Here is a 25,424-nt window from a genome sequence, read left to right as displayed (position 1 = left end):
TGGAGGACTTAATGTGATTACACCCGATTATGTGAAGGTCACGGCGAGGTATAACCTATGGCAAAACAGTCAGTTATACAGCATACTTAAACAAATGGATGATGCGGAGCTTGAGCGTGATCGCGGGGCGTTTTTCGGCTCTATAAAAGGGACTTTGAACCATCTGCTTTGGGGGGACCTCTTGTGGTTGTCCCGTTTTGCGGGTGGGGATTTTCCAAAGATTGAAAGTGCGTCACAATTCGTTGATTTGTATAAAACAATTTCAATTTGGTCTTCAGAAAGCTTTCGATGTGACAATCGGATCATAGCTTGGGCAGAAAGCCTCAAACAGATCGACCTGCTGGGGGAATTAACGTGGAAATCCATAACGATGGACAAAGAAGTTAAGACGCCACTTTCGCTTTGCATCACCCATTACTTTAACCACCAGACCCATCACCGGGGTCAGGTGCATGCAATGCTCACTGCTGCCGGTCAAAAAGCGCCGGTAAGCGATCTTCTTTTTATGCCGGAGGACACTTGATGGCGCTTATTTCACCTTCTGGCCGTTTGCGGCGTACGCCCTTCTCTGACGGCGTCGAAGCGGCGGGCGTTAAGGCCTATACCGTTTACAACCGGATGCTGCTGCCAACGGTCTTTGAAAGCGTTGAGGCGGATTATCACCACCTCAAAAAGGCCGTTCAGATCTGGGATGTCTCTTGTGAACGGCAGGTAGAGCTGCGCGGGCCTGACGCGGCACAGCTGATGCAATTGCTGACGCCGCGCCCCTTGGCCAAGATGCAGGTCGGGCAATGCTACTATGTGCCGATTGTGGATGAGGCGGGCGGTATGTTGAACGATCCGGTTGCGGTCAAGCTAGCCGAGGATCGGTGGTGGATTTCGATTGCGGACAGCGATCTGTTGCTTTGGGTCAAGGGCGTGGCTTATGGCCGCGATCTGGACGTGACGATTGAAGAGCCTGACGTCAGCCCGCTTGGGGTGCAGGGGCCGCTGGCGGATGATCTGATGGCGCGGGTCTTTGGCGAGACAGTGCGCGATGTGAGGTTCTTCCGCTTTGGCCGCTTTGATTTTCAGGGGCGGTCCCTGGTTGTGGCGCGGTCTGGTTATTCCAAACAGGGCGGATTTGAAATCTACCTAGAGGGGAGTGATCTGGGCATGCCGCTTTGGACTGCTCTGATGGAGGCGGGGCAGGATCTGGATGTGCGGGCCGGATGTCCGAACCTGATTGAGCGGATTGAAGGCGGGCTGCTGAGCTATGGCAATGACATGACCCGCGCCAACACGCCGTTCGAATGCGGGCTGGACCGGTTCTGCAAGGTTGGGCCGGAGGCCAATTGCATTGGTCACTCTGCCTTGCAAGCCTGCGCCGAAGAAGGGCCGGTGCAGCAGATCCGCGCAATGGAGATTGCGGGGGATGCGGTGCCAGGCTGTGACCGGCTTTGGCCGCTGTTTGACGATGGCAGGCAGGTCGGGCATGTCAGTTCCGCAGTGTGGTCACCGGACTACCAGACCAATGTTGCCGTTGCGATGGTGCGCAAGGACCATTGGGAGCCGGGCGCGCGGTTGCAGGTGCAAACGCCGGGTGGCAAGCGCGGTGCGGTGGTGCGAGAGGGCTTTTGGGCCTGAGACAAGATCAGAGGGCAGGAGCGGGGGCCAGCCCCCGCACCCCCGGAATATTTAGAGCCAAAAAGGCATAAGGGGGTGATCCCCGGAATGGAGAATGTGATGTTTAAAGCACTGGTTGTGAACAAGGATGAGGATGGCAAAACCTCGGCTGCTGTTGAGGAGATGACATTGGATCAGCTGCCGCAGGCAGAGGTCACGGTGGCGGTCGAGTATTCGACAGTGAATTATAAGGATGGTTTGTGCATCGGGCCGGGCGGCGGATTGGTGCGCAATTATCCGCATGTGCCGGGCATCGATTTTGCCGGGACGGTCGAGGCCTCGGATGATGACCGGTACAAGCCGGGCGATAAGGTGGTGTTGACGGGCTGGCGTGTGGGCGAGGCGCATTGGGGCGGCTATTCTCAAAAGGCACGGGTCAAGGCCGATTGGTTGGTGCCGCTGCCTGCGGGATTGGACACGCGGCAGGCGATGGCGGTCGGCACCGCCGGATTCACGGCGATGTTGTCGGTCATGGCGCTGGAGGATCACGGGATCAAGGCGGGACCGGTGTTGGTGACCGGGGCTGCGGGCGGCGTTGGCTCTGTGGCAACCGCAATTCTGGCGCATCTGGGGTACAAGGTGGCGGCGGTCACCGGGCGGCCCGAGACCGAAGGCTATCTGCGTGATCTGGGGGCCAGTCAGATCGTAGCCCGCGAAGAGTTGAACGAAACGGTAAAGCGCCCCCTTGAGGGCGAAACCTGGGGCGGCTGTGTGGATGCGGTGGGCGGCGCGATGTTGGCGCGGGTTCTGGGCCAGATGGAATATGGCGCGAGTGTTGCGGCGGTGGGCCTTGCGGGCGGTGCGGGCCTGCCTGCGACGGTGATCCCGTTTCTGTTGCGCGGTGTGAACCTGTTGGGCATCGACAGCGTGATGCAGCCCTATGACAACCGGTTGCGGGCGTGGGAGCGGATTGCGACAGACCTGCCGATGGAGAAGTTGGAAGCGATGGTGCGCCCGGCCACTTTGGCCGATCTGCCGCAGCTTGGGGCGGATATCCTCAAGGGGCAGGTTCAGGGCCGTGTGGTTGTGGATGTGAACGCGGGATGATCCGCGCCTGCATCCTGCCGGCGGATGCGTTGTTGCAGCGTTATGCCGTGCGGGCGGGGTGCTACACCGATTGTTTTGAGACAGCGCTGCCGCAAAAGGTGGCGCTGCCTGCGTTTCTGGATGCGTTTTACGGCAGTTGGCTCTTTGGGTTGGAAAAACTGGTGTTGCGGGCGCATCTCCGGGGCAAACCCGTCAATTGGGACATTGCGCCGGTGGCCGCTGGCACAGCGGAGGCCTATGCCGCATGGACGGTGGAAGGGCGCGGGGACGGCCAGATCCTGATGTGTGATCTGGGCGGGCATACGCGATCTTACCTGGCGGTGGATGAGATTGCAGGGGGCGGCACGCGGTTGCTGTTTGGATCCGCGGTGGTGCCGCGGGATGGACATGATTTGCCTTGGCTGGTGCGGGCCACTGTGCCGCTGCATCGCTTTTACGCGCGGTCTTTGCTGCGGGCGGCGCGGGCGCGGTTGGTCTAGGGGTGTCTCGACGGCGGGTCACCTTCGCTTTAGACAGGGGCAAAGAGATCAGGAGACCATAATGACCGCCTATGACGACGACAATATCTTTGCCAAGATCCTGCGCGGGGAAATCCCCAGTTTCAAGGTGTATGAGGACGATGCGACCTATTGCTTTATGGATATCATGCCGCGCAGCGACGGGCATTGTTTGGTGATCCCCAAAACCCCGTGCCGCAACATTCTGGATGCCACGCCAGAGCAGTTGGCCGCTTGTATGGCGACAGTCAAGAAGGTGGCGAATGCGGCCAAGGCGGCTTTTGACGCCGATGGCATCACTCTGCAACAGTTCAGCGAAGCGGCAGGCGGGCAGGAGGTGTTTCACCTGCATTTCCACATCCATCCGCGCCATGAGGGGGTGCGCATGCGACCTGCGGGCACGATGGGGGATATGGATCTGATCAAAGGCCACGCAGAGGCGATCGCAGCGGCCCTCAACTGAGGAATGAACTATCTGAATGCAAAGGCGGCGCCCGATTTCCCGGACGCCGCTTTTTTCTTTTGTTTGGGTAGGTCTAGCGCTTATTCAGCAGGCTGACCTGCGGTATCTGCAACACCGCCAACGCTGTCACGGCGACCATCGTTGTAAAGCGCCTTGATCAGGGCCAGCACCATGCCAACCATAACCATCGTGAAGGGCAGCGCCCCGATGATCATGGCGTTTTGCAGGGCAGACAGGCCGCCACCACCGGCCAGCAGCAGCGTGCCGATCACCAGTGTCAGGATTGCGCCCCAGATGATGCGGTGCTTGACGCCGGTTTCCTCTGCGCCGCCGGACATGATGGTGTTCATCACCAGAATGCCAGAGTCTGCGGACGTCACCAGGAAGGTCATGATCAGTACGACACACATGATGATCAGCGCCTGAAGCACACCGCCCGACAGCATCTGTTCAAGTGTGACGAACAGCTTGGCCGAGTTGGATGCCGCGATGATGGAGCCATCTGCGGTGCCGGACAGTTCCAGATCGATGGCTGTGCCGCCGAGGATGGTCATCCAGGCAAAACAAACCAGCGAAGGTGCAATCACAGCGCCCAGTACAAACTCACGTACCGAACGGCCTTTGGAAATGCGTGCCAGGAACAGGCCCACGAATGGTGAGAACGCAATCCACCAAGCCCAGTAGAACGTTGTCCAACCGGCCTGCCAGTTGAAGAGACGCCCGTCTTTGCCAGCGGCGTATGCTGCGGCAAGGTCAGCCTCAGAGAGGGTGATGCCCGCATCTGAAACGCTGGTGGTGAAGCCGCCAAAGCTGCCCCATGCGTTTGTCGCGCCGCCATAGACGGTTGCCATTTGATCGGCCTCAAGTGCCTGAACCGCAGCCGGAGCTGTGGAGGCGAACATGTCAGCCGAGACCGGGCCATGTGCGGCAAAGCTCAGAGAGATGAAGTTGAGGATGTAATCCACAAATGCCGATGCATAGGTTGTCATCGCAAAGAGGAACGAGCCAAAGATGACAAAGGTCATCAACAGGATCAGCGAGAGCACGAGGTTGATGTTCGATAGCCACTTAACCCCGCGGCCAACGCCGGACACCGCCGACAGGATCGACAGCGCCATGATCATCACAAGTGCGGTGATCAGGCCGGCTTTGGTTGCTGCAGGAGTGTCTCCGGACGTGTCCATCAACCAGCCCGCGCCGGTGATTGCATAGGCGCCATCGACAAGCTGGCTTACGCCGAAGCCGATGGTGACAGATACACCAAGGATCGTCGCGACAACGCCCAGAACGTCAATCACGTGACCAAAGAACCCGTTGGCGTATTTGCCAATCAGGGGAGTCAGCGCCGAACGGATCGTCAGCGGCATGCCGCGTGTGTAGGCGTAATAGGCAAGGCTGAGGCCGGTCACCACATAGATCGCCCAGGCGTGAAAGCCGTAGTGCGCAAAGGTGTAGCGATAGCCGGATTCCAGCGCTTCAGGGGAGTTGGGTGCGATATCGCTGGACAGCAACACCGGGTTGGAGCCCCAGAGGCCCAGAGGCTCTGCCGTGGCAAAGGTCATCAGGCCGACGCCGAGACCCGCACCGAACATCATCGAGAACCAGGAGAAATTGCTGAACTCGGGTTTTTGGCCCGGCGCGCCGAGGATGCGCTTGCCCGTGGAGGGGATCAGCGCGATGGCAAAGAGGAAAAATGCAAACACGCCAACGGCAAGAATGTAGAAGGTGTTGAAGCTTTGCAGCAGTGTGGAATTGATGCTCGACAGCATGCTGCCGGCATTGAGCGGAAAGATAAGTGCCCAAAGCACCAGCAGAACCATGCTGATCTTTGATATCAAGGCAATCGGAAGGCTATAGCCTTCGTAGAATCCGCCATCCTGCGTCTGGATGTCTAGATCCGTAAAAGGAGGTTTGACTGACATGAGAAGTGTCCCTGTTTTCGATCGCTGCACGCGATCTGTTTTGCGTGGGGCATCTGCCGCGCCGGGAACTGGCATGGCATGAACACCCACTTTGAGGGGCGCGGTAAACAGATTTGGGTCCGCACCTTGACCCGAAGGTGTTACAAATTCGAAACATGCACATTTGCTGTGCCGCGACAGTATGCCGCAAAATGCGACAATTTGGCAGGTATTTTTGTCGGCCCCGAAACCTGAGCTGCTCTGCCAGCCCCCCGATTTTGGGTTTTTGATAACTTAGTTTTGGGTTTGACGCGGGCGGGCGGCTGTAGAAATGTGCGGCTATGACATTAGATACCGCATGGGTCCGGGCCCAATTTCCCGCCTTCGCCGAGCCGTCCCTTCAAGGGCAGGCTTTTTTCGAGAATGCTGGCGGGTCTTACACCTGCCAACCGGTGATTGACCGACTGACGCGGTTTTACACCCAGCGCAAGGTCCAGCCCTACGCCCCTTATGAGGCCAGCCAGCTTGGCGGTCAGGAGATGGACGAGGCCCGCCGCCGCATGGCCGCTATTCTTGGGGTGGAAACCGATGAGCTGAGCTTTGGGCCATCGACCACGCAGAACACCTATGTGCTGGCGCAGGCCTTTGGGCAGCTGCTGGCGCCGGGCGAAGCGATCATCGTGACCAATCAGGATCACGAGGCCAACACCGGCCCATGGCGGCGACTGGCGGACCGGGGCATTGAGGTGCGCGAATGGTGCGTTGACCCCGAAACCGGTGCGTTGAACACCGATGATCTGGAAAACCTGCTGGATGAACATGTGCGGTTGGTGTGTTTCCCCCATTGTTCAAACGTGGTGGGGCAGATCAATCCGGTGGTGGAGATCACTGCGCTGGCCCATGCTGCGGGGGCCTTTGTCTGTGTGGACGGTGTGTCTTATGCCCCGCATGGATTTGCCGATGTGGGCAATCTGGGGCCGGATATCTATCTGTTTTCCGCCTACAAGACCTTCGGCCCGCATCAGGGGTTGATGGTGATCCGGCGGGCCTTGGGCAATCTGCTGCCCAATCAGGCGCATGTCTTTAACGGTGATACGCTTTATAAACGTCTGACGCCCGCTGGCCCTGATCATGCGCAAATCGCCGCCTCTGCGGGGATGGCGGACTACGTGGATGCCTTTTATGCCCATCACATTGGTGGGGATGCCGATGCTGCGGCGCGCGGTGCGGCGGTGCATGACATGATGCGCGACCATGAGACCGGGTTGTTGCAACCGTTGCTTGACGCGGTGAAGGACCGCAATTCCGTGCGCCTGATTGGTCCGGCAGAGGCAGTGGGCCGTGCGCCGACAGTTGCCATGGCGATGAACCGTCCCGGCTTGGAGGCGGCAACAGAGCTGGCCAAACACGGGATCATGGCGGGCGGCGGTGACTTTTACGCAGGCCGTGCGTTGACCGCGATGGGGGTGGACGAAGGCAAAGGTGTGCTGCGCCTCAGCTTTACCCACTACACCACCAAAGATGAGATCGACCAGCTTTTGAACGCATTGGACGATGTTTTGTGATTTTGCGCCTTGAAGGTTCCTGCCGCGCCCTAGTTTAGGAAAAGGCAAGAACCAGAAGGGCATAGCATGAACGATACATCACCGATCTTGGTCTGGTTTCGCCGTGATCTGCGGCTGAGTGATCATGCGGCGCTGTCGGCCGCTTGCGCCTCGGGGCGGCCTGTTATTCCTGTGTTTGTACATGACGGCCTGAGCGAAAAGCTGGGCGCGGCGCCGAAATGGCGGCTTGGGCTTGGGGTTGGTGCGCTTGCCGATGCATTGGAACAGAAGGGCAGCCGTCTGATCTTGCGCCGGGCGGATCAGGCGCTGGATGCGCTCAATGAGCTGATAGATGAAACTGGCGCGAGGGCGGTGTATTGGTCGCGCCTTTATGATCCTGAAACGGTGACGCGTGACAGCGCCATCAAGGAACATCTCAAGGGTCAAGCCATCGACGCGCGGTCTTTTGGCGGCCATTTGATGTTTGAGCCATGGACCGTGGAGACCAAGACAGGCGGTTTTTACAAGGTCTATTCCCCGTTCTGGAAGTCCGTCAAAACCCGCGATGTTGAGGCACCGCGTCCGGCACCTTCGGATCTGCATCCCCCTGAAAGCTGGCCAAAAAGTGACGATCTGGCGGATTGGCAAATGGATGCGCAGATGAACCGCGGTGCCGCGGCTGTGCGCCCTTTTGTGCAATTGGGCGAGACAGCAGCGCAGGCGCGGCTGGGGCATTTCATTGCGCATCTAATTGATGGCTACAACGACAACCGCAACACGCCCGCCACCGATGGCACGTCCAACATGTCCGAGAACCTCAGCCTTGGCGAGATCAGCCCGCATCAATGCTGGCACGCCGGTCAACGTGCCTTGCAAGAAGGCAAACGCGGCGCGGAGACCTTCCTGAAAGAGCTGGTCTGGCGCGAGTTTGCCTATCATCTGATGCACCATACGCCGCGCATTCTGGATCAGAACTGGCGCGAGGAATGGGACGATTTTCCCTGGCAAGACGATGGCCGCGCCGCAGAAGTCTGGGCGTGGAAGAAGGGCCGCTCGGGTGTGCCCTTTGTCGATGCCGCCATGCGTGAGCTTTATGTCACGGGCCGCATGCACAATCGCGCCCGCATGATCGTGGCCAGTTACCTGACCAAACATCTGATGACCCATTGGCGGATCGGGCAGGCGTGGTTCGAGGAGTGTCTGATTGATTGGGATCCGGCCAGCAATGCGATGGGCTGGCAATGGACTGCCGGGTCCGGCCCCGATGCCGCGCCGTACTTTCGGGTGTTCAACCCCGTCACCCAACGCGAGAAGTTTGACCCCGATGCCGCCTATGTGGATCGTTGGATAGCCGAGGGGCAGGAGCAGCCCCACGACGATGCGTTGGCCTTCTTTGAGGCGTGCCCGCGCCATTGGGGCATGGATCCGCAAGACAGTTATCCGATGCCGATTGTCTCGCTTGACAGGGGGCGCAAGCGGGCTTTGACGGCTTATAAGGCCCGCAAAGATTAAGAAAACAGACTGCAAACATTAAAGAATTGTTAATTTTGCAGAGCGCGATAAGCTGAATGCGCCTGAGGACCACGAAGGGGAGCGTGATATGACCTTGAACTCGACAGAGGGGCAAAATGATCTGCCGCGTTACTTTGCGCGGGTTTTTGCGATGGCACAGGTGATGCAACGCGGGCGGCTCGATTTCGTTTTGCCAGACGGGCGGCGGTTTCGGGCTGAAGGAAAACTGCCCGGCCCGGTTGCGGAATTGCACATTCATAACAATGACTTGTTCTCAAGGTTGATCCGCGAAGGGGATCTTGGGTTTAGTGATGCCTATCTCGATGAATGGTGGTCCACGCCTGATTTGCAGGCCTTCATGGACCTCGTACATGCAGACAATGACGAACTCTATGACGGATTTCCGGGCCTGAGCATGGTGCGCCTGTTTGAGAAGATGCGGTTCTGGCTCCAAAGCAATTCCAAGACGCAGGCCCGCAAGAACATCAGTTATCACTATGATCTGGGCAATGATTTTTACGGGCTGTGGCTCGATGACACGATGACTTATTCCTCGGCCCTGTTTGATGAAAATGCGCAACTGTCACTGGAGGCGGCCCAGACCGAAAAATACAAATCCATGGTTGATCAGATGGGCGTCAAGCCCGGCGATCATGTGCTGGAAATCGGCTGTGGTTGGGGCGGATTTGCCGAATATGCGGCCAAGGAACGCGGGCTGAAGGTCACGGGCCTGACCATCAGCGAAGAGCAGTTTAAATTTGCCAAGGAACGCATTGAGAAAGCAGGACTTTCCGATCAAGTTAATCTAAAGCTTCAAGATTACCGTGACGAGACCGGCCATTATGATGGCATCGCCAGCATCGAGATGTTTGAGGCCGTTGGCGAGAAATATTGGCCTACCTATTTCAATGCTTTGCGCGATTGCCTTAAACCCGGCGGCGCGGCCACTTTGCAGATCATCACCGTCGATCACGCCCGCTGGGACGTTTACAAGCGCGGTGTCGATTTCATCCAGAAATACATCTTTCCGGGCGGTATGCTGCCCAGTCCGGTGATCTTGCGGGAACAGGTGGAAAAGGCCGGGCTGATTGTCGACAAGTCTATCGAATTTGGCAAAAGCTACGACATCACCCTGCGCCGTTGGCACGAGACATTTAACGACAAGTGGGACCAGATTACCAAGCTTGGCTTTGACGAACGGTTCCGGCGCATGTGGAATTTTTACCTCACTTCCTGCGCCGCTACATTTGACAGTGGAAATTGTGACGTCACACAGATTACGGTAAGGCGACCGGGTTAACCTTTCTTAAGGAGCCATCCCATGCCCACCGCCGCAAAACTAACGGCTGCCATTTGTCTCGCGGCTGTTGGCTATATCCTGTCCCTGATGGTGATGCCGTTGATGCCCGAAAGCACCGACTTCGGCTATTTTGTCCCGCTGAACATGTTCCTCGGCCTCTGTGTCGGCTGGTTCGTGATGGGGCGCCGCGCAGGTCGCGGGACCACGGCGGCGATCAACAACGGCCTGACCGGAGTGTTTGTATTGATGTTGTGGGGTGTTGGTGTTCAGGCGATCAACGAGATGATCCGGTTGGCTATGCGCAATCGTTATGATGGCCCGTTTGAGGCGATGGTTGCAGTGTTTCAGATCGGCGCGGAATTTGCTGTGATCGTTATAACCGTCCCAATTGTCATCGTTGCCGTAATCGCATCGATCATCAGCGGCCTATTGGTTGAATTTGCCCATAAGCACGGTCGCTAAATCTATGAGAAATCTGTTCTTTTATGGCACCCTGCGGGATCGGCCATTGCTTGAGATCGTGATGGGGGCCAGTGGCGATGCCTTGGATGTAACACCTGCGGTTTTGCCCGGATACAAGGTATCCTCTGTGGCCGAAGGTCCGTTTCCCATGATCGAGACCGGCGTGAATGAGAAGGCCATGGGCGTCTTGGTGCGCGGGTTGACCCCGGACCAGATTGCGCGACTGGACTATTATGAAGGTGGCTTCGGCTACGATCTGCATCAGGTCACGCTGGAAGATGGGCAAAGCGGTGAAGTCTATGTGCCGCAGCCGGATCTGTGGACGGGCAAGGGGCCTTGGGATTTGTCCGAGTGGCAGGCAGAGTGGGGTGCGCTTAGCCGTCATGCTGCTGTCGAAGTCATGGGTTATATGGGCAGCCGCAGCCGCGATGATGTGGCGCGCATGTTTCCGCGCATCCGCGCCCGTGCGGCGGCAAGGGTGAACGCGTCGGCGTCCGTTCATGGGGCAGGGACGCTGCAAGGGCAGATCGACGTGCAGGACCGGCGGCGGGTCTACTCCAAATTCTATGCTTTGGATGAAATGCAGCTGTCGCATACACGTTTTGACGGCACGATGTCCGCGCCCTTGGACCGCGCGGTGTTTGTCGGGGCGGACGCGGCGATTGTTCTGCCCTATGATCCGCTGCGTGATCGCGTTTTGTTGATCGAACAGGTGCGCATGGGGCCATTGGCGCGTGGCGATAAATCCTGTTGGCAGTTAGAGCCAATTGCAGGCGCTGTGGACCCCGGTGAGACCCCGCAAATGGCCGCCCGGCGCGAAGCCTCGGAAGAGGCCGGACTGACGCTTGGTGCGCTCCACCCGGTGAGTGAGGTTTATGCATCCCCCGGAAATTCAACGGAATTTTACTATATTTATCTGGGGCTTGCGGATCTGCCGGACAGCGTCACGGGCACTGGTGGTCTGGCCAGCGAAGATGAGGATATCCGCAGCCATCTGATGTCTTTTGACGATTTGATGGATCTGGTCGATGGGATGGGCGCGGCCAATGCGCCGCTGGTTCTGGTGGCCTATTGGCTGGCACGGCACCGCGATGGCTTGAGATTGGCGAAGGCGGCGGATACACCAGAGTAAGCACAATTTTGGGGGCTTTCATGCACGTCGCATCTGATCTGGCGCAAGCCATTGGCAACACACCTCTTATCCGTCTGCGCAAAGCCAGCGAAGACACCGGATGTGAGATCTACGGCAAGGCCGAATTCATGAACCCCGGTCAGTCGGTCAAAGACCGCGCGGCGCTGTTTATCATCAAGGACGCGATTGCCAAAGGCACGCTCAAACCCGGCGGCACCATTGTCGAAGGCACCGCAGGAAACACCGGCATCGGTCTGGCGCTGGTCGGCGCCTCGATGGGCTTCAAAACCGTGATTGTCATTCCTGAGACACAGTCACAGGAAAAGAAAGACATGCTGCGCCTTGCAGGTGCCGAATTGGTGCAGGTGCCTGCCGCGCCCTATCGCAACCCGAACAATTTTATCCGTTATTCCGAACGTCTGGCCAATGAGCTGGCCCGCACCACCAATGAAGGGGTGATCTGGGCCAACCAGTTTGACAATGTCGCCAACCGGCAATCGCATGTTGAAACCACCGGCCCCGAGATTTGGGAACAGACCGGCGGCAAGGTAGACGGCTTTTGCTGTGCGGTTGGATCGGGCGGCACGCTGGCAGGGATCGCCATGGCGCTTCAGCCCAAAGGCGTGAAAATTGCGCTGGCCGATCCGGACGGTGCGGCGCTGCATTCCTATTATACCACTGGTGAACTGACCTCCGAAGGCGGCTCGATCGCTGAAGGCATCGGTCAGGTCCGCATCACTAAGAACCTTGAGGGGCTGAAGCCGGATTACAGCTACAATGTCTCTGATGCCGAGGCGCTGCCGGTGGTGTTTGATCTGCTTCAGCATGAAGGTCTGTGCCTTGGGGCCTCGTCAGGTGTCAATGTGGCGGGCGCGATCCGTCTGGCCAAGGAAATGGGGCCGGGCCACACCATCGTGACGATCCTTTGCGATTTTGGCACGCGGTATCAATCCAAGCTGTTTAATCCTGATTTCCTGCGAGAAAAGGGCCTGCCGACGCCGGCATGGCTGGACAGGGCACCGGCCTCTATTCCCGGCGTCTTTGAAGATCAGTGATGGCCGCCGCGCTGCGCCTTGCCTTTTTCGGGTTGGTTGGCCTATGGCTGCTGATCGCACCGGCCTTTGCACAGGAAATTTCGCAAGAGGCCTTTGAACGATGGGAGACCTTGGCGAAAGGCGCCGAGGAAACCATCGATGCCGAGCGCGGGTCCAACGACACCTTCGAGGCGTTGCGGGTGCGGATTGCGGATTTTCGCGGCCAGTTTGACACGGCCCGTGATCAGAACGCCAACCGCATCGCCACCCTGCGTGAACAGCTCGCCGCACTTGGACCCAAGCCGGAGGGTGAGGGCGCGCCGGCCGAATCCGCCGATGTTGCGGCCAAGCGCGAAGAGCTGAACGATCAGCTTGCCGCGCTGTTGTTGCCAGTGCAGCGGGCCGAGACGGCCTTTGTCCGGGCGGACAATCTGGTGGGCGAGATTGACCGGATACTGCGGGACAGGCAGGCCCGTGAGTTGCTCACCGTGACACCATCGCCGCTGAACCCGGTGCATTGGCAGCCCGCGTTTACAGAATTGTCACGGGCAGTGAACGGTCTGTGGAACGAAAACCCGCGCAAGGGCAAGGAACGCAGTTGGGATGAGTTGCGTTCAACCTTGCCGATCGCGTTCTTGTTGCTTGTGCTTGGCAGCATCCTGATTTTGCGCGGCAAAAAATGGTCCCGCGTGATCGTGGATAAACTGCGCCGTTTGGGGGCGCGGGGTTTGGGCATCTGGCGCTTTGTGGTATCACTTCTAGAGGTGATATTGCCCTTTGCTGGCATGGTTCTCTTGGCGCTCGCCGCGATTTCCACCCAGGTTTTTGGCGACGCAGGTCATGAACTGCTGCTCAGCATTGCGGTGTTGGCCGGGATCATGATGGGTGTGCGCTGGGTGTCGGAGCGGGTGTTCTCGCCCAGCGATGACGAGGCCTTGATCCTGCTGCCCCCTGAAAAGCGGGCCGAGTTGCGCTTTCATGTGGCGGTCATCACCGTGATGATCGTGCTGGGCGAGGTGGCCACACTGATCCTCGAAAGCGGGTTTTACGCCGAGGCGACAAAGGCGGTCCTGACCTTTCCGCCAATGCTGGTCTCGTCGATTGCGCTTTACCGGATCGGGACCGTCTTTCGCGGCTACGAGGTGGTTCTCAATGAGGATGAGCCGGATGCGGAGCCGCGTATTTCAAGCTTTAGCAGGGTTGTGCGCTGGTTGGGCACCGGGGCGGTTATCGTCGGGTTGATCTCGCCAATTCTGTTGGCGGCAGGGTATTTCAGGGCCGCAGATGCGATTTTGCCACCCTATATCCTGACGCTGATCCTGCTGGGGTTGGTGATGTCTTTGCAGCGCTTTACCGCAGATGTGTACGGCACGGTGACCGGGCAGGGGGTGCAGGCACGGGATGCGCTTTGGCCGGTGCTGTTTGGCCTGATCTTGTTGGTTCTGGTGGCACCTGTTCTGGCGCTGGTCTGGGGTGCGAGGATCACGGATCTGACCGAGTTGTGGTCGGCGGTCGGGCGCGGCTTTGCCATCGGGGACAGCCGAATTTCACCAACTGATTTCCTTGCCTTTGCAGTGATCTTTGTCATTGGCTATGGGCTCACCCGGTTGGTGCAATCGGCCCTGCGCAACAATGTTTTGCCCAAGACCAAGATTGACGTTGGCGGGCAAAATGCCATCGTTTCGGGCCTTGGTTATGTCGGGATTTTTCTCGCTGCGCTGGCGGCGGTCACCGGGGCAGGGCTGGACCTGTCGTCGCTGGCCATTGTGGCCGGGGCGCTGTCCGTGGGCATCGGTTTTGGCCTTCAGACCGTCGTCAGCAACTTTGTCTCCGGGATCATCCTGCTGATCGAACGGCCCATATCTGAGGGCGACTGGATCGAGGTTGGCGGTCAGATGGGCTATGTGCGGGATATCTCTGTGCGTTCGACACGGATTGAAACCTTTGACCGCACCGATGTGATTGTGCCCAACGCTGATCTGGTGTCCGGCACCGTGACCAACTTTACCCGCGGCAACACCGTGGGCCGGTTGATCGTGCCGGTTGGCGTGGCCTATGGCACCGACACGCGGCACGTGGAGAAGGTTCTGCGCGAGATTGCCGAGGCACAACCGATGGTTCTGGCCGCGCCGCCGCCCAACGTTTTGATGGTCAATTTTGGCGCGGATTCGCTTGAGTTTGAGATCCGTTGCTATCTGCGCGATGTGAACTGGATGATGTCGATCAAGAGCGACATAAACCATGCCATCGCCGCGCGTTTTGCCGAGGAAGGCTTTGAAATTCCATTTGCACAGCGCGATCTATGGCTGCGCAATGCCGAGGTTCTGACCCAGCCCAAATCGCAGACAAAAAGCACGACAGAGAAAAAGGATGACACCCTATGACCGCGATGCTGTTTCGCGATGACGCCTATCTGCGCGAGGCCCCAGCCAAAGTGCAAAGCATCACGGCTGAGGGCGGTGTGGTTCTGGATGCAACGGTGTTCTACCCGACGGGCGGCGGGCAACCGGGGGATTCCGGTTGGCTGTCATGGGATGGGCAGCGTTTGCCGATTGCCACGGCCGTCAAAGGGCAGGGCGATGACATCGTGCTGGTCGCCGCCGAACCAGCGGCCCTGCCGCCCGTTGGGGCGCATGTGGTGCAGGAACTGGACTGGGACCGCCGCCACCGGTTGATGCGGGTGCATACGGCGCTGCATCTGTTGTCAGTCGTGATCCCCTTTGGCGTCACGGGCGGGCAGATCTCGGCGACCCACGGGCGGCTGGATTTTGACATGCCCAATGCCCCCGAAGACCGCGAGGGCATCGAAGAAGACCTCAATGAATACATTGGCATGGATGCGCGGGTCAGCGACGGCTGGATCACCTCGCGCGAATTGGCCGATGCGCCCCATCTGATCAAAACGATGGCCGTCAAGCCACCCATGGGCGCCGATGATGTGCGGCTGGTGCGCATAGGCGAGGAAGACGACTGGATCGACCTGCAGCCTTGCGGCGGCACCCACGTGGCCCGCACCGGCGAAATTGGCGCGCTGCGGCTTGGCAAGATCGAAAAGAAGGGCCGGGTGAACCGCCGGGTCTATGTGCATCTGGAAAGTTAATTGCGCAGAGGGGCAAAAGGGCGCGATTTCCCTCTTGCAACTTATGGCGGGGTAACGGTAAACCGCCCTCAACGGAGCGGTGGCCGAGTGGTCGAAGGCGCACGCCTGGAAAGTGTGTAGGCGGGAGACCGTCTCCAGGGTTCGAATCCCTGTCGCTCCGCCACTTGCCCCCGCGAAAGCGTTCTCCCAATCCGGCTGCGGCCGGATTTTTCCGTTATATTCAAGGGTTATGCGGGATGGGCTATTCACCGGAGTCGGGGCCAAAAGAGCCCGAAGTGTTCTCTCCAGGCCCATGTTCTCTCGACCTGTTGCCTGCAGCGATTTGGTGAATTTTCTGTAAGGCACTGAAAATGTGGTTACTTTTCATAATCTCTGCCAAACACTTCGACACCAGTGGCGTTCCCAAAAAGGGACTGAAGTCGAACCGGCTCAATCCTGCTCACCCAATGCGTCTTTCCCGCTGACTAGTCGCGCTGAGTGCTGTTCCTCAGCATCTCCTTGATGCTCTGGTACAATGAGGCTTTGAATGACGGGTCCTGGGAGTGGAGTTTGTACAGCTCGAGCTCTTCTTTTCTGCGCCGCAACATGACGTCTTTCATGATTTTCTCGAATGCTAGATCCCGCGAAAATGGGTCCGGATTGTCGCTAAACTTTTCGTCGTAGTCGGGGTGTGCCTGCACGCTGTCGACGATGTTTAGAAACTTAACGCGTTGCTCTTCCGGGGTCGCGCTCCAACCTTGAAACCAGCGTTCATTGAAGCTTCGAATGATCTCCTCAAGCGGATCTTCCTGGACTTCGCCCTCACGATAACCGCGCGGGTTGGGGTTTTGCGGTTCGAGTTCTGACTCGGAAGCGTCCAGGCCGATGACGTGGTTCAGCTTTGTGCGCTCTAAGCCGTAGGAAGAGAGATCGACGGCTTCGAGCAGCTCGTCAAGCGCATCTTGGTTCGGATCCTGAATCTTCAGTTTTGGGATGAGGAACTTAAGGAACCAGAACAGCTTCTCCCAGGCCAACACCTCGAAGGGCATTATGGATGCCATCTGGCCGTAGACCTTCACGAACTGCTTGGCTTTGATCTTGTAGTCGATCTTATCTTTTTCCTCGAGATCCAACTCGACGTTGAACCGCTCCGCCGCAGCGTCAATCAGGGGGCTGAGCGTCTGGGCATCTTCCTCATCAAAAAAGCGGGTGCAGAACTCCTCGACTTCGGACCACTCGTAGGCGCCTGCCTCGTCGAGCGTAGCCTTCAACTCATGCAGAACATTTACGTCGGTTGCCTCTGAAAGCGTTGTGACGGTGAAGAATGGATCGAAGGCGGCCTTGATGTCGTCGGTGGAGTTGAAAAAATCGAGCACGAACAAATCTTCGGTGCGCTTACCTAATTTTGGTGCCGACCGGTTGAGGCGTGACAATGCCTGAACTGCAAGAACGGATTGCAACTTCTTATCGACGTACATGGCGCAGAGCTTCGGCTGGTCGAAGCCGGTCAGGTATTTATTCGCCACGACCAGAAGGCGGAACTCGTCCTTGTCGAACTCCTTCCGCGTCTTGTCTTCTGGGAAGCTGTTCATGTCGGCCTCAGTGTACTTGATCCCGTCGACCTCTTTTTCTCCAGAGAAAGCGATCAGGGCCTTGAACGGGTTGCCGCGCTTTGCCAGTTCCGCTTGAACGGCCCTGTAATAGCGGATCGCCATCTCGATGTTCTGGGTGACGATCATGCCCTTCGCCTTGCCACGCAGTTTCTTGGCATTCACGACATTGTCCATGAAATCCTCGACCATGATCTCGGCCTTGGTGTTGATCGTCTGCTGGCTGCTCTCGACATAGGCGCGGAGCTTCTTTTGTGCCTTTGCCGTGTCGAAAAGCGGATTGTCTTCGATGGACTTCTGGATCTCGTAATAGCCCTTATAGGTCGTGTAATTGGCCAGAACATCGAGGATGAAGCCCTCCTCGATCGCCTGCTTCATGCTGTAGAGGTGGAACGGCTTGAAGCTGCCATCGGGCTGCTTTGTCCCGAACTTTTCCAGCGTCGTGTTCTTTGGCGTTGCGGTGAATGCGAAATAGGAGGCATTGCCACGCATCTTCCGCGCCTGCATTGCCGCGAGGATCTTGTCCTGCGGGTCATCCGCGTCCGGGTCTTCGCCGCCGCCCATGGCCTGGTTCATCTTGTCGTGAGCAAGGCCGCTCTGACCACTGTGGGCCTCGTCGATGATCACAGCAAAGCGCTTGTCGCTCATGTCCGCGATGCCGTCGATGATGAAGGGGAACTTCTGGATGGTCGTGATAATGATCTTCTTGCCGTTCTCCAGCGCCGCTTTCAGATCTGCTGACCGCACTGCCGGGGCGACGATGTTCTTCACTTCCGAGAAGTCGCTGATGTTGTCGCGCAACTGCTTGTCCAGCAGCCGGCGGTCGGTCACCACGATCACGCTGTCGAAGAGCGACGTGTCCAGCGCCCGCGCGCCGGGCAGGTCCGCACTCGTCGGATAGCTCTCGATCAGCTGATAGGCGGCCCATGTGATGCTGTTCGACTTGCCCGATCCGGCCGAGTGCTGGATCAGGTAGCTTTGCCCCACGCCATGCGTAGCGGTGTGATCCAGCAATTTGCGCACGACGTCGAGTTGCTGGTACCGCGGAAAGATCAGTGTCTTTTTCGCAAGGGGATCCGTTTTACCGCCTTCCAGCAGCACGAAATGCTGGATGATCCCAGCAAGGCTGGCGGGCTGAAACACCTCTTCCCAGAGATACGCCGTTTTGTGACCATTCGGGTTCGGCGGATTGCCTGCGCCCTCGTTGTAGCCTTTGTTGAACGGCAGGAACCACGTTGATGCACCGGACAGCTTGGTTGCCATCCAGACCTCGTCGGTATCGGCGGTCATGTGGACCAGGGCACGCCCGAACTGCATCAGCGGTTGCGTAGCGTCGCGCTCCCGGTACTGCTTTTGCCCGTGATACCGCGCGGTCTGCGGGGCGGAGGTCGAGGTGACTTTCAACTCCAGCGTGACGATGGGCAGGCCGTTCAGGAACAGCACCATGTCGACGGATTCGTTTGGGTTGGCGAGGCTATGGTGCACCTGGCGTGTAATGCTCCAGATATTGGCGGCAAAGTTGTCGTGGACCTTTTGCGCGGAGCTTGCCAGCGGCGCGGGGTACATGAGCGTCAGATGCGCGTCATCGACTGGCAGGCCCTTTTTCAGCAGGTGCAGCACGCCCTTTCGCTTTACCAGTTTGTCGAACTGGCCAAGGATCTTTGCCTGCCAGTCGGCGGGATTGCGGGTTTTCAGTTTTTCGAGCGCTTTGCCTTGCGTGGCCTCAAGGAACTCCCAGAACAGGGCTGTGTCGAGCGCGAGGGCGGCATCGAAGTCGGTGGAGCGGCCGATGTGGTAGGGGCCGGATTCCACACCGCCGTCTTTGAGGTCTTCTGTCGTCGTGCCGGTTAGGTGCCGTTCAATGGCCTGTTCCAGCGCGATTTCCTTGGTATTGCTGACTGTGTAATTCATGACCGCCCCCTCAAATGACTTTGATCTTACCAGTAACGGCCGCGTTGATCAGGCTCGTTTTGTATTCCTTGAGCGCGGCGATCTGGTCTTCCTTGATTGAAATCGCTTTGCCAATTTTCTCTGATAGCTCGTCAGAATACTGAATAATCTGCTTTTGCTCGTCCAGAGGAGGGGCAATCGTGAAGAGATTCCTGAAATCATCCCAATAGAGCCGCTTTCGAAAATCCGTAATCCCTTTTGATCCGGCATCCATCTGAGCAATGAAAGCTGGTGTCCGATAGAGCAGCTCGAAATAGTCGGCGGCCAACGTGACTATCGGGCGGGCAACCACGTATGCTGGGCTTACCATCCCATGCGTATGAACTGCGCCAATACCACCTTGCCATGCCCGCATCATGTTGTAGGCGACATCTCCGCGCAGAACCTCCTTGTAGGATGTTCGGTCTTCGATTTTCACAATGGACCGAATATTGTCTTCCTCGCTCAGTTCTTCCTTGGAAACGCCGCTATGGATTGAAACCGAGAGGACCGGGAGTGTTGCGTTCCCAGACTTCTTGGTTTCCCGAAACAATGTGAAATTTCGGCGAACCTCCCAATGCGCGGGGATTTGGCCGATCCAGTCGATGCCGCTGTCTTTCATGGGGGCGGCGGGGTTCAGGCCGCGGGTGACGGCCTGTTGGATCAGGATCTGCCTGCGCTCGGCCAAGAGCTTGATCTGCTCCTCCTTGATCCGCAGCGCCTCGTCAATCTTGGCGCATTTCCCATCCAGAAACGAGACGATGGCTTTCTGTTCATCCGGTGGTGGAGACGGCAACAGAACGTTTTTTAGATCGCTCTGCGAAATCTTCATGCGGATTGTATTGAGCTGTCCCGTGCCGCTCAACTTCATCAGAATACCTTTGCCGTGTCTTAACAGTCCCTTCTGGAAAGCTGAGTTGGAAAAAACCCGATCATAATACGAAATGTTAGTATTCGGCTTAGTGGCATACATCGCATAATAGACAGGGCTGATAGCCCCAAAGTATTTCGACCGGCCGACTGCGCCAACTATGACATTCATGCTATTCAGTACGATGTCATCTGGTCGTGCAATCTTGTAAGCGGTCAGGTCATCTTTGCGTTTGTTCCCGCCACGGCCCTCTTCGTTGTAAAGGGTAACGCCGTTTGCAATCGACAAAGACAAAATGTCTTCTGTGACCACTGGATCGTTTTTTTCATTTCGGAAAGCGAAGTTTGCCCTAACTGGTTGCACCTCCCAATGAGACGGCAACTCTTCAATCCAGTCGCTGCCAGTGTCGCGGTAATGCTCATATTTAGGGAAGGCCGCGATGTTCATTCCGCCGGCTCCAGCTTGGTCGCCACTTCAACGCCGAGGATATCGGCGATCAGTCCGTCGGCCTTTTCTTCCAACTCCAGAATGTCCTTCGTCACTTTTTCAAGACTACGAAGCGGTTTGTGGCGGTAGAAATACTTGTTGAAGCTGACCTCATACCCGATCTTCACGGAGTCGAGGTTGATCCAGGCTTCCTCCACATGCGGTCTGACCTCTGCCAAGAAGTAGCGGTGGATGTCATCCTTGAGCGGCACGCTTTCCGCATCGCGCAGGTCGGTTGCCGTCTCATAGGTCAGGTAGCTGCCATCGGGTTGGGCATACCACCCGAAATCCGCCAGATCGCCCGTGGAACAGCCCAGATGCGTGGTCAGGTCGTCCAGATCACCCGAGGACAGTTTGTGCCGCTTGCCGATGACCTTCTCGGCCGTCTCGTCATACCAGCTGACCGCATTCAGGATCGCGTTCTTCTCGGTTGCGGTCAGCTTGATCTTGCGCGCCTTGATCGCCTTGGTGACCGCGTCGCGGAAGGCGTTGAAATCATCCGTCTCCTCCGTGCCGATGTCCTGCATCAACAGCAGCGCGGTCTTTTGCAGGTTGCTGAGACCCGTCCAGGTCTTGTGGTCGATCAGCTTGCCGCGCTGTTTGGCATTCAGGGTGATGCCCTGTTCCTCGCACCATGCTGTGATGGATTTGATCTGGCCCTTCAGGAAACCGGCGTCAAAAACCTTTTCGCCATGTTCGGCCCAGAGCCACTCCATCGGCTCGCGCAGGGATTTGTCAAAGCGCAGATGTGCCAACCGCTCTGCGGTAAAGCCCGCGCGACGTCGATCGGGCCGTTCGATGGTGACCTTGTGGTAGCCGAAATCCTCATTGTCGAAGATCTGCACGGCGATGCCGGTGGGATCATTGTTGGCGTCCATCTCACGCCCGATGGGGGCGAATTTCAGGTAGGCGTCGGTGATCGCTCCGATATGCTCCGGCGCGAATTCACAGTTCTTGTCGCCCAGGTTCTTGCGCAGTTTGCGGAACAGCAGGTTCGCGTCGATCAGCTGCACCCGGCCCCTGCGTGCCTCGGGCTTGGCGTTGGACAGAAGCCAGATATAGGTGGTGATTCCAGTGTTGTAGAACAGGTTGTTGGGCAGCTGGATGATGGTGTCCAGCATGTCGTTCTCGATGATGAAGCGGCGGATGTTGGACTCGCCGCTGCCCGCATCACCGGTGAAGAGGCTTGAGCCGTTGTGAACAGACGCGATGCGAGAGCCAAGCGGGCTGGCCGCTGCGGGCTTCATCTTATTCACCATCTCCATCAGGAACAGAAGTTGCCCATCGGATGAGCGCGGGGTGGCGTCCATGGTGTCGGATTTGCCCCAGTAGTCCGTCATTTCGACCTGAAAGCGGGGGTCGATGACGTCCTTGCCGTCCTTGATGTACTTGACCTCGCTGTTCCAGCTTTTGCCGTAGGGCGGGTTGGACAGCATGAAGTCGAAGCGGTTGGCCGAGAATTCATCGGTGGAAAGTGTGGAGCCGACGCGGATGTTTTCTGGGTTGTTGCCCTTGATCATCATGTCCGATTTGCAGATCGCGTAGGTCTCGTCGTTGATTTCCTTGCCGTAGAGATAGACGTCGCCACGCGCCTGGATCGGCCCGCCGGGTTCCTTGATGTAGTTTTGCGCCTCGGTCAGCATGCCGCCCGACCCGCAGGCTGGGTCGTAGATTGTCATGACGGGGGGAAGCTGGTCCTTGATCGGGTCGAACATGAGGTGCGTCATGAGGTGGATTACCTCGCGCGGGGTGAAGTGCTCCCCAGCTTCCTCGTTGTTCTCTTCATTAAATTTGCGGATCAGTTCCTCAAATACATAGCCCATGCCGAGGTTCGACAGGCCCGGCAGCGTGTTGCCCTCGGGGTCTTCAACATCATGCGGCGTCAGGTTGATGTACGGGGAGACGAACTTCTCGATAACGTCGAGGAGAACCTGCTTGTCCGCCATGTGGCGCATCTGTTCGAGCAATTTGAAGCGAGTGACGATTTCCTTGACGTTGTCGCTGAAGCCATCGAGGTAGTCCTCGATATTGGCCAGCAGAATCTGCTGGTTATTCGTCGCAGTGCCGTGCAGTTTCTTCAGGGTCCACTGGCTGGTATTGAAGAAGACGTAGCCGGAAGCGTCTTTCAACGGCTCGTCGTCAAGTTCGAGCGCGCCGACCTCATCCTTTTGGTACCGGACTTCCTCAAGCACGGCCTCCTTGGTCGGTTCAAGCAGGGTGTCGAGGCGTCGCAGCACCACCATGGGAAGGATGACATCACGGTATTTGCCACGGACGTAGACGTCACGAAGACAGTCGTCCGCGATGCGCCAAATGAAAGATACAAGTGAATTGTGGGAGGTCTGGTTCATAGTGTTTCGAGCAGCCTTGTTATTGAAATCGAGAGTTTTTCGCTGCCGCCTGGAGCCATACAGCCCCTCGGCGAAGGTTTGGTGCGGTGTTTCCCGTCAGTCGCGATCACAGGGAATATGTCGGTTTTGTTTGATGCCATGATGTTTCACGCACCAACTTCATGAAGTTTGTCGTGAGGCCAGGAAGACTTCCGGCTTTTCTCGATCTCGGCAATACGTGCTCGAACCTGAGCAAGCTGATTTTGCCGATCCCAGAAATTTGCTTCAATCCCAGCTTCCTCGTCGGGTGTGAGAACTGGGACTCTGAACTGCCTTAGATCCTTGATCGAGACTGTCGGAATCCCAGCGCCACCGGCGAGAGAACGCAGAGTTTCTCGTACTGCATTGTTGGAAAGGTATTCAAAGAGCGCGATGCTGGAACTCCCTCCCTTTCGGGGGCGCAAGACCATGAACGACTGCCCGGCAGTCCAGAACCCACTATCACCGTCGACGGCAGCATCATTGGGAACCAATGCAACAGCCCCGATGGTGCCCTTAATCGATAGGAGTAGGTCTCCGGGCATCAGGCGCTGATTTCGGGCTTTCCGGAGTTGCGCTCGCTCGATCAGCGTCTCTTTCTTCGGCTCGGTCAAAAGTTCATCATCACCTATATCCGCTGGTACGGCTTCGCGAATCATGAACTCCCCGTCGTCTTCCTTTCCCAAAGATAGCGGTCGGATCATTTCCACAACGTCTTCCAGTGGACGGACTTGCCTCTCAGTGAGGAAGGCCTCCACGGCCATGACCGCAGGCGGTAGTAGGTATCGCTCCAAGCTCAGGTTGTAATCTTTCGCCTTAATGTCGGAGATGGTTACGTCCGCCGCGAAGCGCTCATCACTGGCAAGTTCCTTATCAATCGCATCGAGCCAGGAGCTTTCCGGCCTCGCTTCGGGCCGTCCGCGCACGGTCTTTCCGGCGAAGCGTTTGTCCGAGAGGTTGATGAAGCGAACACCGTGTCGCGTTTGCCCATTCGGACCAAGGACGAGCAGGTTGGTGGCGACTCCCGTATGAGGAAAAACCATGCCGCCCGGCACAGAAAAGATTGCCTCGAGGCGCCCGGATTCAACCAAGGCTTCCCGAGCGATAGGCTCGACGCCCACAGCGCGAAACATCATCCCTTCAACCACCGAAATCACAATACGCTTGCTAAGCGATTGCAGCCCGTCGGCAATCGCCACGGGATCACTGCTGAGGCGCCTGGAGCGCTCGGTCTCACCGAGAATAGAAAGGGTCGACCTTGGGATATCTGTGCCGGAGGGGATCTTAAGGCCAAAGGGAGACATGATAATTTCGGCATCAAACTCCCCCGCATCAGTCCTGCTGAATGGATTGGCCGGAACGACATCTAACCGGGTTTCGATAATGGTCGAAACCATGGTGGCGAGTTGGCAAGTTGTATGGTCTTGGGATGCAAAACGGACAAACCTTTCCTGCATGCTCAGCAGGAGTGCTGGATGGAGTGACGCATCAAAAGCGCAGCGGACCCGAGTAGCATTGCCTGCAAGTTCGGCTATGCGTCTTGCTGGAAGCTGGGAGATCCATACGACGCCGTGATCCGAGCGAGCGGAGCGCGCCAACATCTCGTCGATAGAGTGAAGTCTTTCGCTCGGGGACGCCGAGAGAAGTCGCATCCTAGCATCTGTTAGGGTTGCGTATGCGTCTGTGGTTTTGAGAGAGGCCCATTCCAGATGAGTGCGATTGGCCTCGTCTTCTGGCATCCCCATGTGATGGGCGGCATCGTAGAGAAGAACCTCGATGGAGTGGGGAGCCGGCAGGGCTCCACGCAGGCCATCAAGCGCTTTCCAGATTTCTGCCGAGAGTTCTTGCATTTTTTATAAGCCTCTTATTTTTTCGCTGTCGGCGACGAAAAACTGTCGGTTCGGTAGGTGGTGATCAGGACCTCTCCGTTAGACACCACGGTAATCCCACCCTTGCTCATGGCCCGCTCCAGGGCCTTAAGCTCGCGGCGCAACTGCTGCATTGCGTCGTGGCATTCCTTGCGGCCGAGAACGGTCTTGTCGCCTTTGGGCTCACCATACTCCAGTGCAAGGTTGATCAGTTCCTTATTGATGCCCCGTTGGTTCATCCGGGTGTCCATGTGTGTTGTCGTCTGCATGTGATTCCCCTTGTCTTGGAATCATAGATATCATGCCGGCATTCAAATTCAATCCCTTATTTTAAATTTCTATGCTGCTAGCTTGATGCGTTGCACCTGCAGTGGCGGCAGCCAAAAGCTGCTCCTCCCACTTAACTGGAAAAGGCTCGAGCAGCCGCCCCAGCGTCACCTCCGACCCATGCGCCCCGTCGAGGATTGCCCCGACGATATCGGGCGAAAGCAGGGTCAGCCGCAGAACACGCGTCATATAGGATGGTGCGATCCCCTCGTGTTCAGCCAGTTCTGCCATTGTGAACCGCCCCGGTTTTACCGGAGACTGTTAAGCTCGTATTTCAAGCTGCAATGTCGTCAGTTTTCAAGCCTTGATAGTATGCGTCCTCGGCTTC

At 57.5% G+C, this 25,424-nt stretch carries 20 protein-coding genes and 1 tRNA gene; 14 read left to right on the top strand and 7 right to left on the bottom strand.

Annotated features, from left to right (window positions below; genetic code table 11):
* Positions 1 to 13: 13 nt before the first annotated feature.
* The 5 genes from C8N31_RS03150 to C8N31_RS03130 all read left to right on the top strand — a co-directional run bounded on the left by C8N31_RS03150 (position 14) and on the right by C8N31_RS03130 (position 3,672).
* The gene (locus C8N31_RS03150; protein ID WP_025049181.1) at positions 14 to 523 is read left to right on the top strand and encodes a DinB family protein; all 510 of its coding nucleotides are present in this window, start codon (positions 14 to 16) and stop codon (positions 521 to 523) included.
* Complete coding sequence (locus C8N31_RS03145) at positions 523 to 1,626, top strand: dimethylsulfoniopropionate demethylase (RefSeq protein WP_025049182.1); 1,104 nt, start codon at positions 523 to 525, stop codon at positions 1,624 to 1,626. Before C8N31_RS03150 ends, C8N31_RS03145 begins: the two co-directional genes overlap by 1 nt.
* A 99-nt stretch (positions 1,627 to 1,725) precedes the next feature.
* Positions 1,726 to 2,712 carry an acryloyl-CoA reductase gene (acuI, locus tag C8N31_RS03140; protein ID WP_025049183.1) on the top strand — a complete coding sequence of 329 codons (987 nt, stop codon included), beginning with the start codon at positions 1,726 to 1,728 and terminating at the stop codon, positions 2,710 to 2,712.
* Positions 2,709 to 3,191, top strand: a complete 483-nt coding sequence (locus C8N31_RS03135) for a hypothetical protein (RefSeq protein WP_025049184.1) — start codon at positions 2,709 to 2,711, stop codon at positions 3,189 to 3,191. Before acuI ends, C8N31_RS03135 begins: the two co-directional genes overlap by 4 nt.
* A 61-nt stretch (positions 3,192 to 3,252) precedes the next feature.
* Positions 3,253 to 3,672: an HIT family protein gene (locus C8N31_RS03130; RefSeq protein ID WP_025049185.1), complete on the top strand. Its 420-nt coding sequence runs from the start codon at positions 3,253 to 3,255 to the stop codon at positions 3,670 to 3,672.
* A gap of 80 nt (positions 3,673 to 3,752) precedes the next feature.
* On the opposite strand, the gene C8N31_RS03125 is transcribed toward C8N31_RS03130, so the two are convergent.
* Complete coding sequence (locus C8N31_RS03125; protein ID WP_025049186.1) at positions 3,753 to 5,594, bottom strand: BCCT family transporter; 1,842 nt, start codon at positions 5,592 to 5,594, stop codon at positions 3,753 to 3,755.
* A gap of 320 nt (positions 5,595 to 5,914) precedes the next feature.
* Here C8N31_RS03125 and C8N31_RS03120 point away from each other — a divergent pair, with 320 nt between their 5' ends.
* From C8N31_RS03120 to C8N31_RS03080, 9 genes are all read left to right on the top strand, one after another.
* Positions 5,915 to 7,138 (top strand): aminotransferase class V-fold PLP-dependent enzyme, encoded by a 1,224-nt coding sequence (locus C8N31_RS03120; RefSeq protein ID WP_025049187.1) that lies wholly within the window; start codon positions 5,915 to 5,917, stop codon positions 7,136 to 7,138.
* A 66-nt stretch (positions 7,139 to 7,204) separates the two neighbouring features.
* Positions 7,205 to 8,629 carry a cryptochrome/photolyase family protein gene (locus C8N31_RS03115; RefSeq protein ID WP_025049188.1) on the top strand — a complete coding sequence of 475 codons (1,425 nt, stop codon included), beginning with the start codon at positions 7,205 to 7,207 and terminating at the stop codon, positions 8,627 to 8,629.
* Between the two features lie 88 nt (positions 8,630 to 8,717).
* A complete protein-coding gene (locus C8N31_RS03110) occupies positions 8,718 to 9,929 on the top strand; it encodes an SAM-dependent methyltransferase (RefSeq protein WP_025049189.1) in 1,212 nt (403 codons plus the stop codon).
* 21 nt (positions 9,930 to 9,950) lie between these two features.
* On the top strand, positions 9,951 to 10,391 hold the full coding sequence (locus tag C8N31_RS03105; protein WP_025049190.1) for a TrgA family protein: 441 nt from the start codon (positions 9,951 to 9,953) through the stop codon (positions 10,389 to 10,391).
* 4 nt (positions 10,392 to 10,395) lie between these two features.
* On the top strand, positions 10,396 to 11,523 hold the full coding sequence (locus C8N31_RS03100; protein WP_025049191.1) for an NUDIX domain-containing protein: 1,128 nt from the start codon (positions 10,396 to 10,398) through the stop codon (positions 11,521 to 11,523).
* 20 nt (positions 11,524 to 11,543) lie between these two features.
* Positions 11,544 to 12,578, top strand: coding sequence for a cysteine synthase A (locus C8N31_RS03095; RefSeq protein ID WP_025049192.1), 1,035 nt, complete (start codon positions 11,544 to 11,546; stop codon positions 12,576 to 12,578).
* Positions 12,578 to 14,941 (top strand): DUF3772 domain-containing protein, encoded by a 2,364-nt coding sequence (locus tag C8N31_RS03090; protein ID WP_025049193.1) that lies wholly within the window; start codon positions 12,578 to 12,580, stop codon positions 14,939 to 14,941. The genes C8N31_RS03095 and C8N31_RS03090 overlap by 1 nt, the downstream gene beginning before the upstream one ends.
* Complete coding sequence (locus tag C8N31_RS03085) at positions 14,938 to 15,657, top strand: alanyl-tRNA editing protein (protein ID WP_025049194.1); 720 nt, start codon at positions 14,938 to 14,940, stop codon at positions 15,655 to 15,657. Before C8N31_RS03090 ends, C8N31_RS03085 begins: the two co-directional genes overlap by 4 nt.
* 73 nt (positions 15,658 to 15,730) lie before the next feature.
* Positions 15,731 to 15,820: transfer RNA gene (locus C8N31_RS03080), tRNA-Ser, on the top strand.
* 301 nt (positions 15,821 to 16,121) lie between these two features.
* Here C8N31_RS03080 and C8N31_RS03075 read toward each other — a convergent pair.
* From C8N31_RS03075 to C8N31_RS03050, 6 genes are all read right to left on the bottom strand, one after another.
* On the bottom strand, positions 16,122 to 19,157 hold the full coding sequence (locus C8N31_RS03075; protein WP_025049195.1) for a type I restriction endonuclease subunit R: 3,036 nt from the start codon (positions 19,155 to 19,157) through the stop codon (positions 16,122 to 16,124).
* 10 nt (positions 19,158 to 19,167) lie between these two features.
* Positions 19,168 to 20,493 (bottom strand): restriction endonuclease subunit S, encoded by a 1,326-nt coding sequence (locus C8N31_RS03070; protein WP_025049196.1) that lies wholly within the window; start codon positions 20,491 to 20,493, stop codon positions 19,168 to 19,170.
* On the bottom strand, positions 20,490 to 22,883 hold the full coding sequence (locus C8N31_RS03065) for a type I restriction-modification system subunit M (protein ID WP_025049197.1): 2,394 nt from the start codon (positions 22,881 to 22,883) through the stop codon (positions 20,490 to 20,492). The genes C8N31_RS03070 and C8N31_RS03065 overlap by 4 nt, the downstream gene beginning before the upstream one ends.
* 146 nt (positions 22,884 to 23,029) lie before the next feature.
* Complete coding sequence (locus tag C8N31_RS03060; protein WP_025049198.1) at positions 23,030 to 24,751, bottom strand: N-6 DNA methylase; 1,722 nt, start codon at positions 24,749 to 24,751, stop codon at positions 23,030 to 23,032.
* Between the two features lie 14 nt (positions 24,752 to 24,765).
* Complete coding sequence (locus C8N31_RS03055; protein WP_025049199.1) at positions 24,766 to 25,038, bottom strand: DUF4258 domain-containing protein; 273 nt, start codon at positions 25,036 to 25,038, stop codon at positions 24,766 to 24,768.
* 61 nt (positions 25,039 to 25,099) lie between these two features.
* On the bottom strand, positions 25,100 to 25,327 hold the full coding sequence (locus C8N31_RS03050; protein WP_025049200.1) for a hypothetical protein: 228 nt from the start codon (positions 25,325 to 25,327) through the stop codon (positions 25,100 to 25,102).
* Positions 25,328 to 25,424: the final 97 nt, after the last annotated feature.

Origin of the sequence: Sulfitobacter mediterraneus, assembly GCF_003054325.1 — a bacterium.
Taxonomy (GTDB): Bacteria; Pseudomonadota; Alphaproteobacteria; order Rhodobacterales; family Rhodobacteraceae; genus Sulfitobacter; species Sulfitobacter mediterraneus.
The sequence above is the reverse complement of the archived record's forward strand: the minus strand, read 5'-3'. Positions and strand labels throughout refer to the sequence as shown.

Excerpts from the sequence above, each read along its gene's own strand:
- C8N31_RS03055 (WP_025049199.1), bottom strand. The coding sequence starts at position 25,038 with ATGCAGACGACAACACACATGGACACCCGGATGAACCAACGGGGCATC.
- C8N31_RS03115 (WP_025049188.1), top strand. The coding sequence starts at position 7,205 with ATGAACGATACATCACCGATCTTGGTCTGGTTTCGCCGTGATCTGCGG.
- C8N31_RS03110 (WP_025049189.1), top strand. The coding sequence starts at position 8,718 with ATGACCTTGAACTCGACAGAGGGGCAAAATGATCTGCCGCGTTACTTT.
- C8N31_RS03095 (WP_025049192.1), top strand. The coding sequence starts at position 11,544 with ATGCACGTCGCATCTGATCTGGCGCAAGCCATTGGCAACACACCTCTT.
- C8N31_RS03075 (WP_025049195.1), bottom strand. The coding sequence starts at position 19,157 with ATGAATTACACAGTCAGCAATACCAAGGAAATCGCGCTGGAACAGGCC.
- C8N31_RS03085 (WP_025049194.1), top strand. The coding sequence starts at position 14,938 with ATGACCGCGATGCTGTTTCGCGATGACGCCTATCTGCGCGAGGCCCCA.
- C8N31_RS03060 (WP_025049198.1), bottom strand. The coding sequence starts at position 24,751 with ATGCAAGAACTCTCGGCAGAAATCTGGAAAGCGCTTGATGGCCTGCGT.
- acuI (WP_025049183.1), top strand. The coding sequence starts at position 1,726 with ATGTTTAAAGCACTGGTTGTGAACAAGGATGAGGATGGCAAAACCTCG.
- C8N31_RS03145 (WP_025049182.1), top strand. The coding sequence starts at position 523 with ATGGCGCTTATTTCACCTTCTGGCCGTTTGCGGCGTACGCCCTTCTCT.
- C8N31_RS03125 (WP_025049186.1), bottom strand. The coding sequence starts at position 5,594 with ATGTCAGTCAAACCTCCTTTTACGGATCTAGACATCCAGACGCAGGAT.
- C8N31_RS03090 (WP_025049193.1), top strand. The coding sequence starts at position 12,578 with ATGGCCGCCGCGCTGCGCCTTGCCTTTTTCGGGTTGGTTGGCCTATGG.
- C8N31_RS03105 (WP_025049190.1), top strand. The coding sequence starts at position 9,951 with ATGCCCACCGCCGCAAAACTAACGGCTGCCATTTGTCTCGCGGCTGTT.
- C8N31_RS03130 (WP_025049185.1), top strand. The coding sequence starts at position 3,253 with ATGACCGCCTATGACGACGACAATATCTTTGCCAAGATCCTGCGCGGG.
- C8N31_RS03120 (WP_025049187.1), top strand. The coding sequence starts at position 5,915 with ATGACATTAGATACCGCATGGGTCCGGGCCCAATTTCCCGCCTTCGCC.
- C8N31_RS03070 (WP_025049196.1), bottom strand. The coding sequence starts at position 20,493 with ATGAACATCGCGGCCTTCCCTAAATATGAGCATTACCGCGACACTGGC.
- C8N31_RS03065 (WP_025049197.1), bottom strand. The coding sequence starts at position 22,883 with ATGAACCAGACCTCCCACAATTCACTTGTATCTTTCATTTGGCGCATC.
- C8N31_RS03135 (WP_025049184.1), top strand. The coding sequence starts at position 2,709 with ATGATCCGCGCCTGCATCCTGCCGGCGGATGCGTTGTTGCAGCGTTAT.
- C8N31_RS03050 (WP_025049200.1), bottom strand. The coding sequence starts at position 25,327 with ATGGCAGAACTGGCTGAACACGAGGGGATCGCACCATCCTATATGACG.
- C8N31_RS03100 (WP_025049191.1), top strand. The coding sequence starts at position 10,396 with ATGAGAAATCTGTTCTTTTATGGCACCCTGCGGGATCGGCCATTGCTT.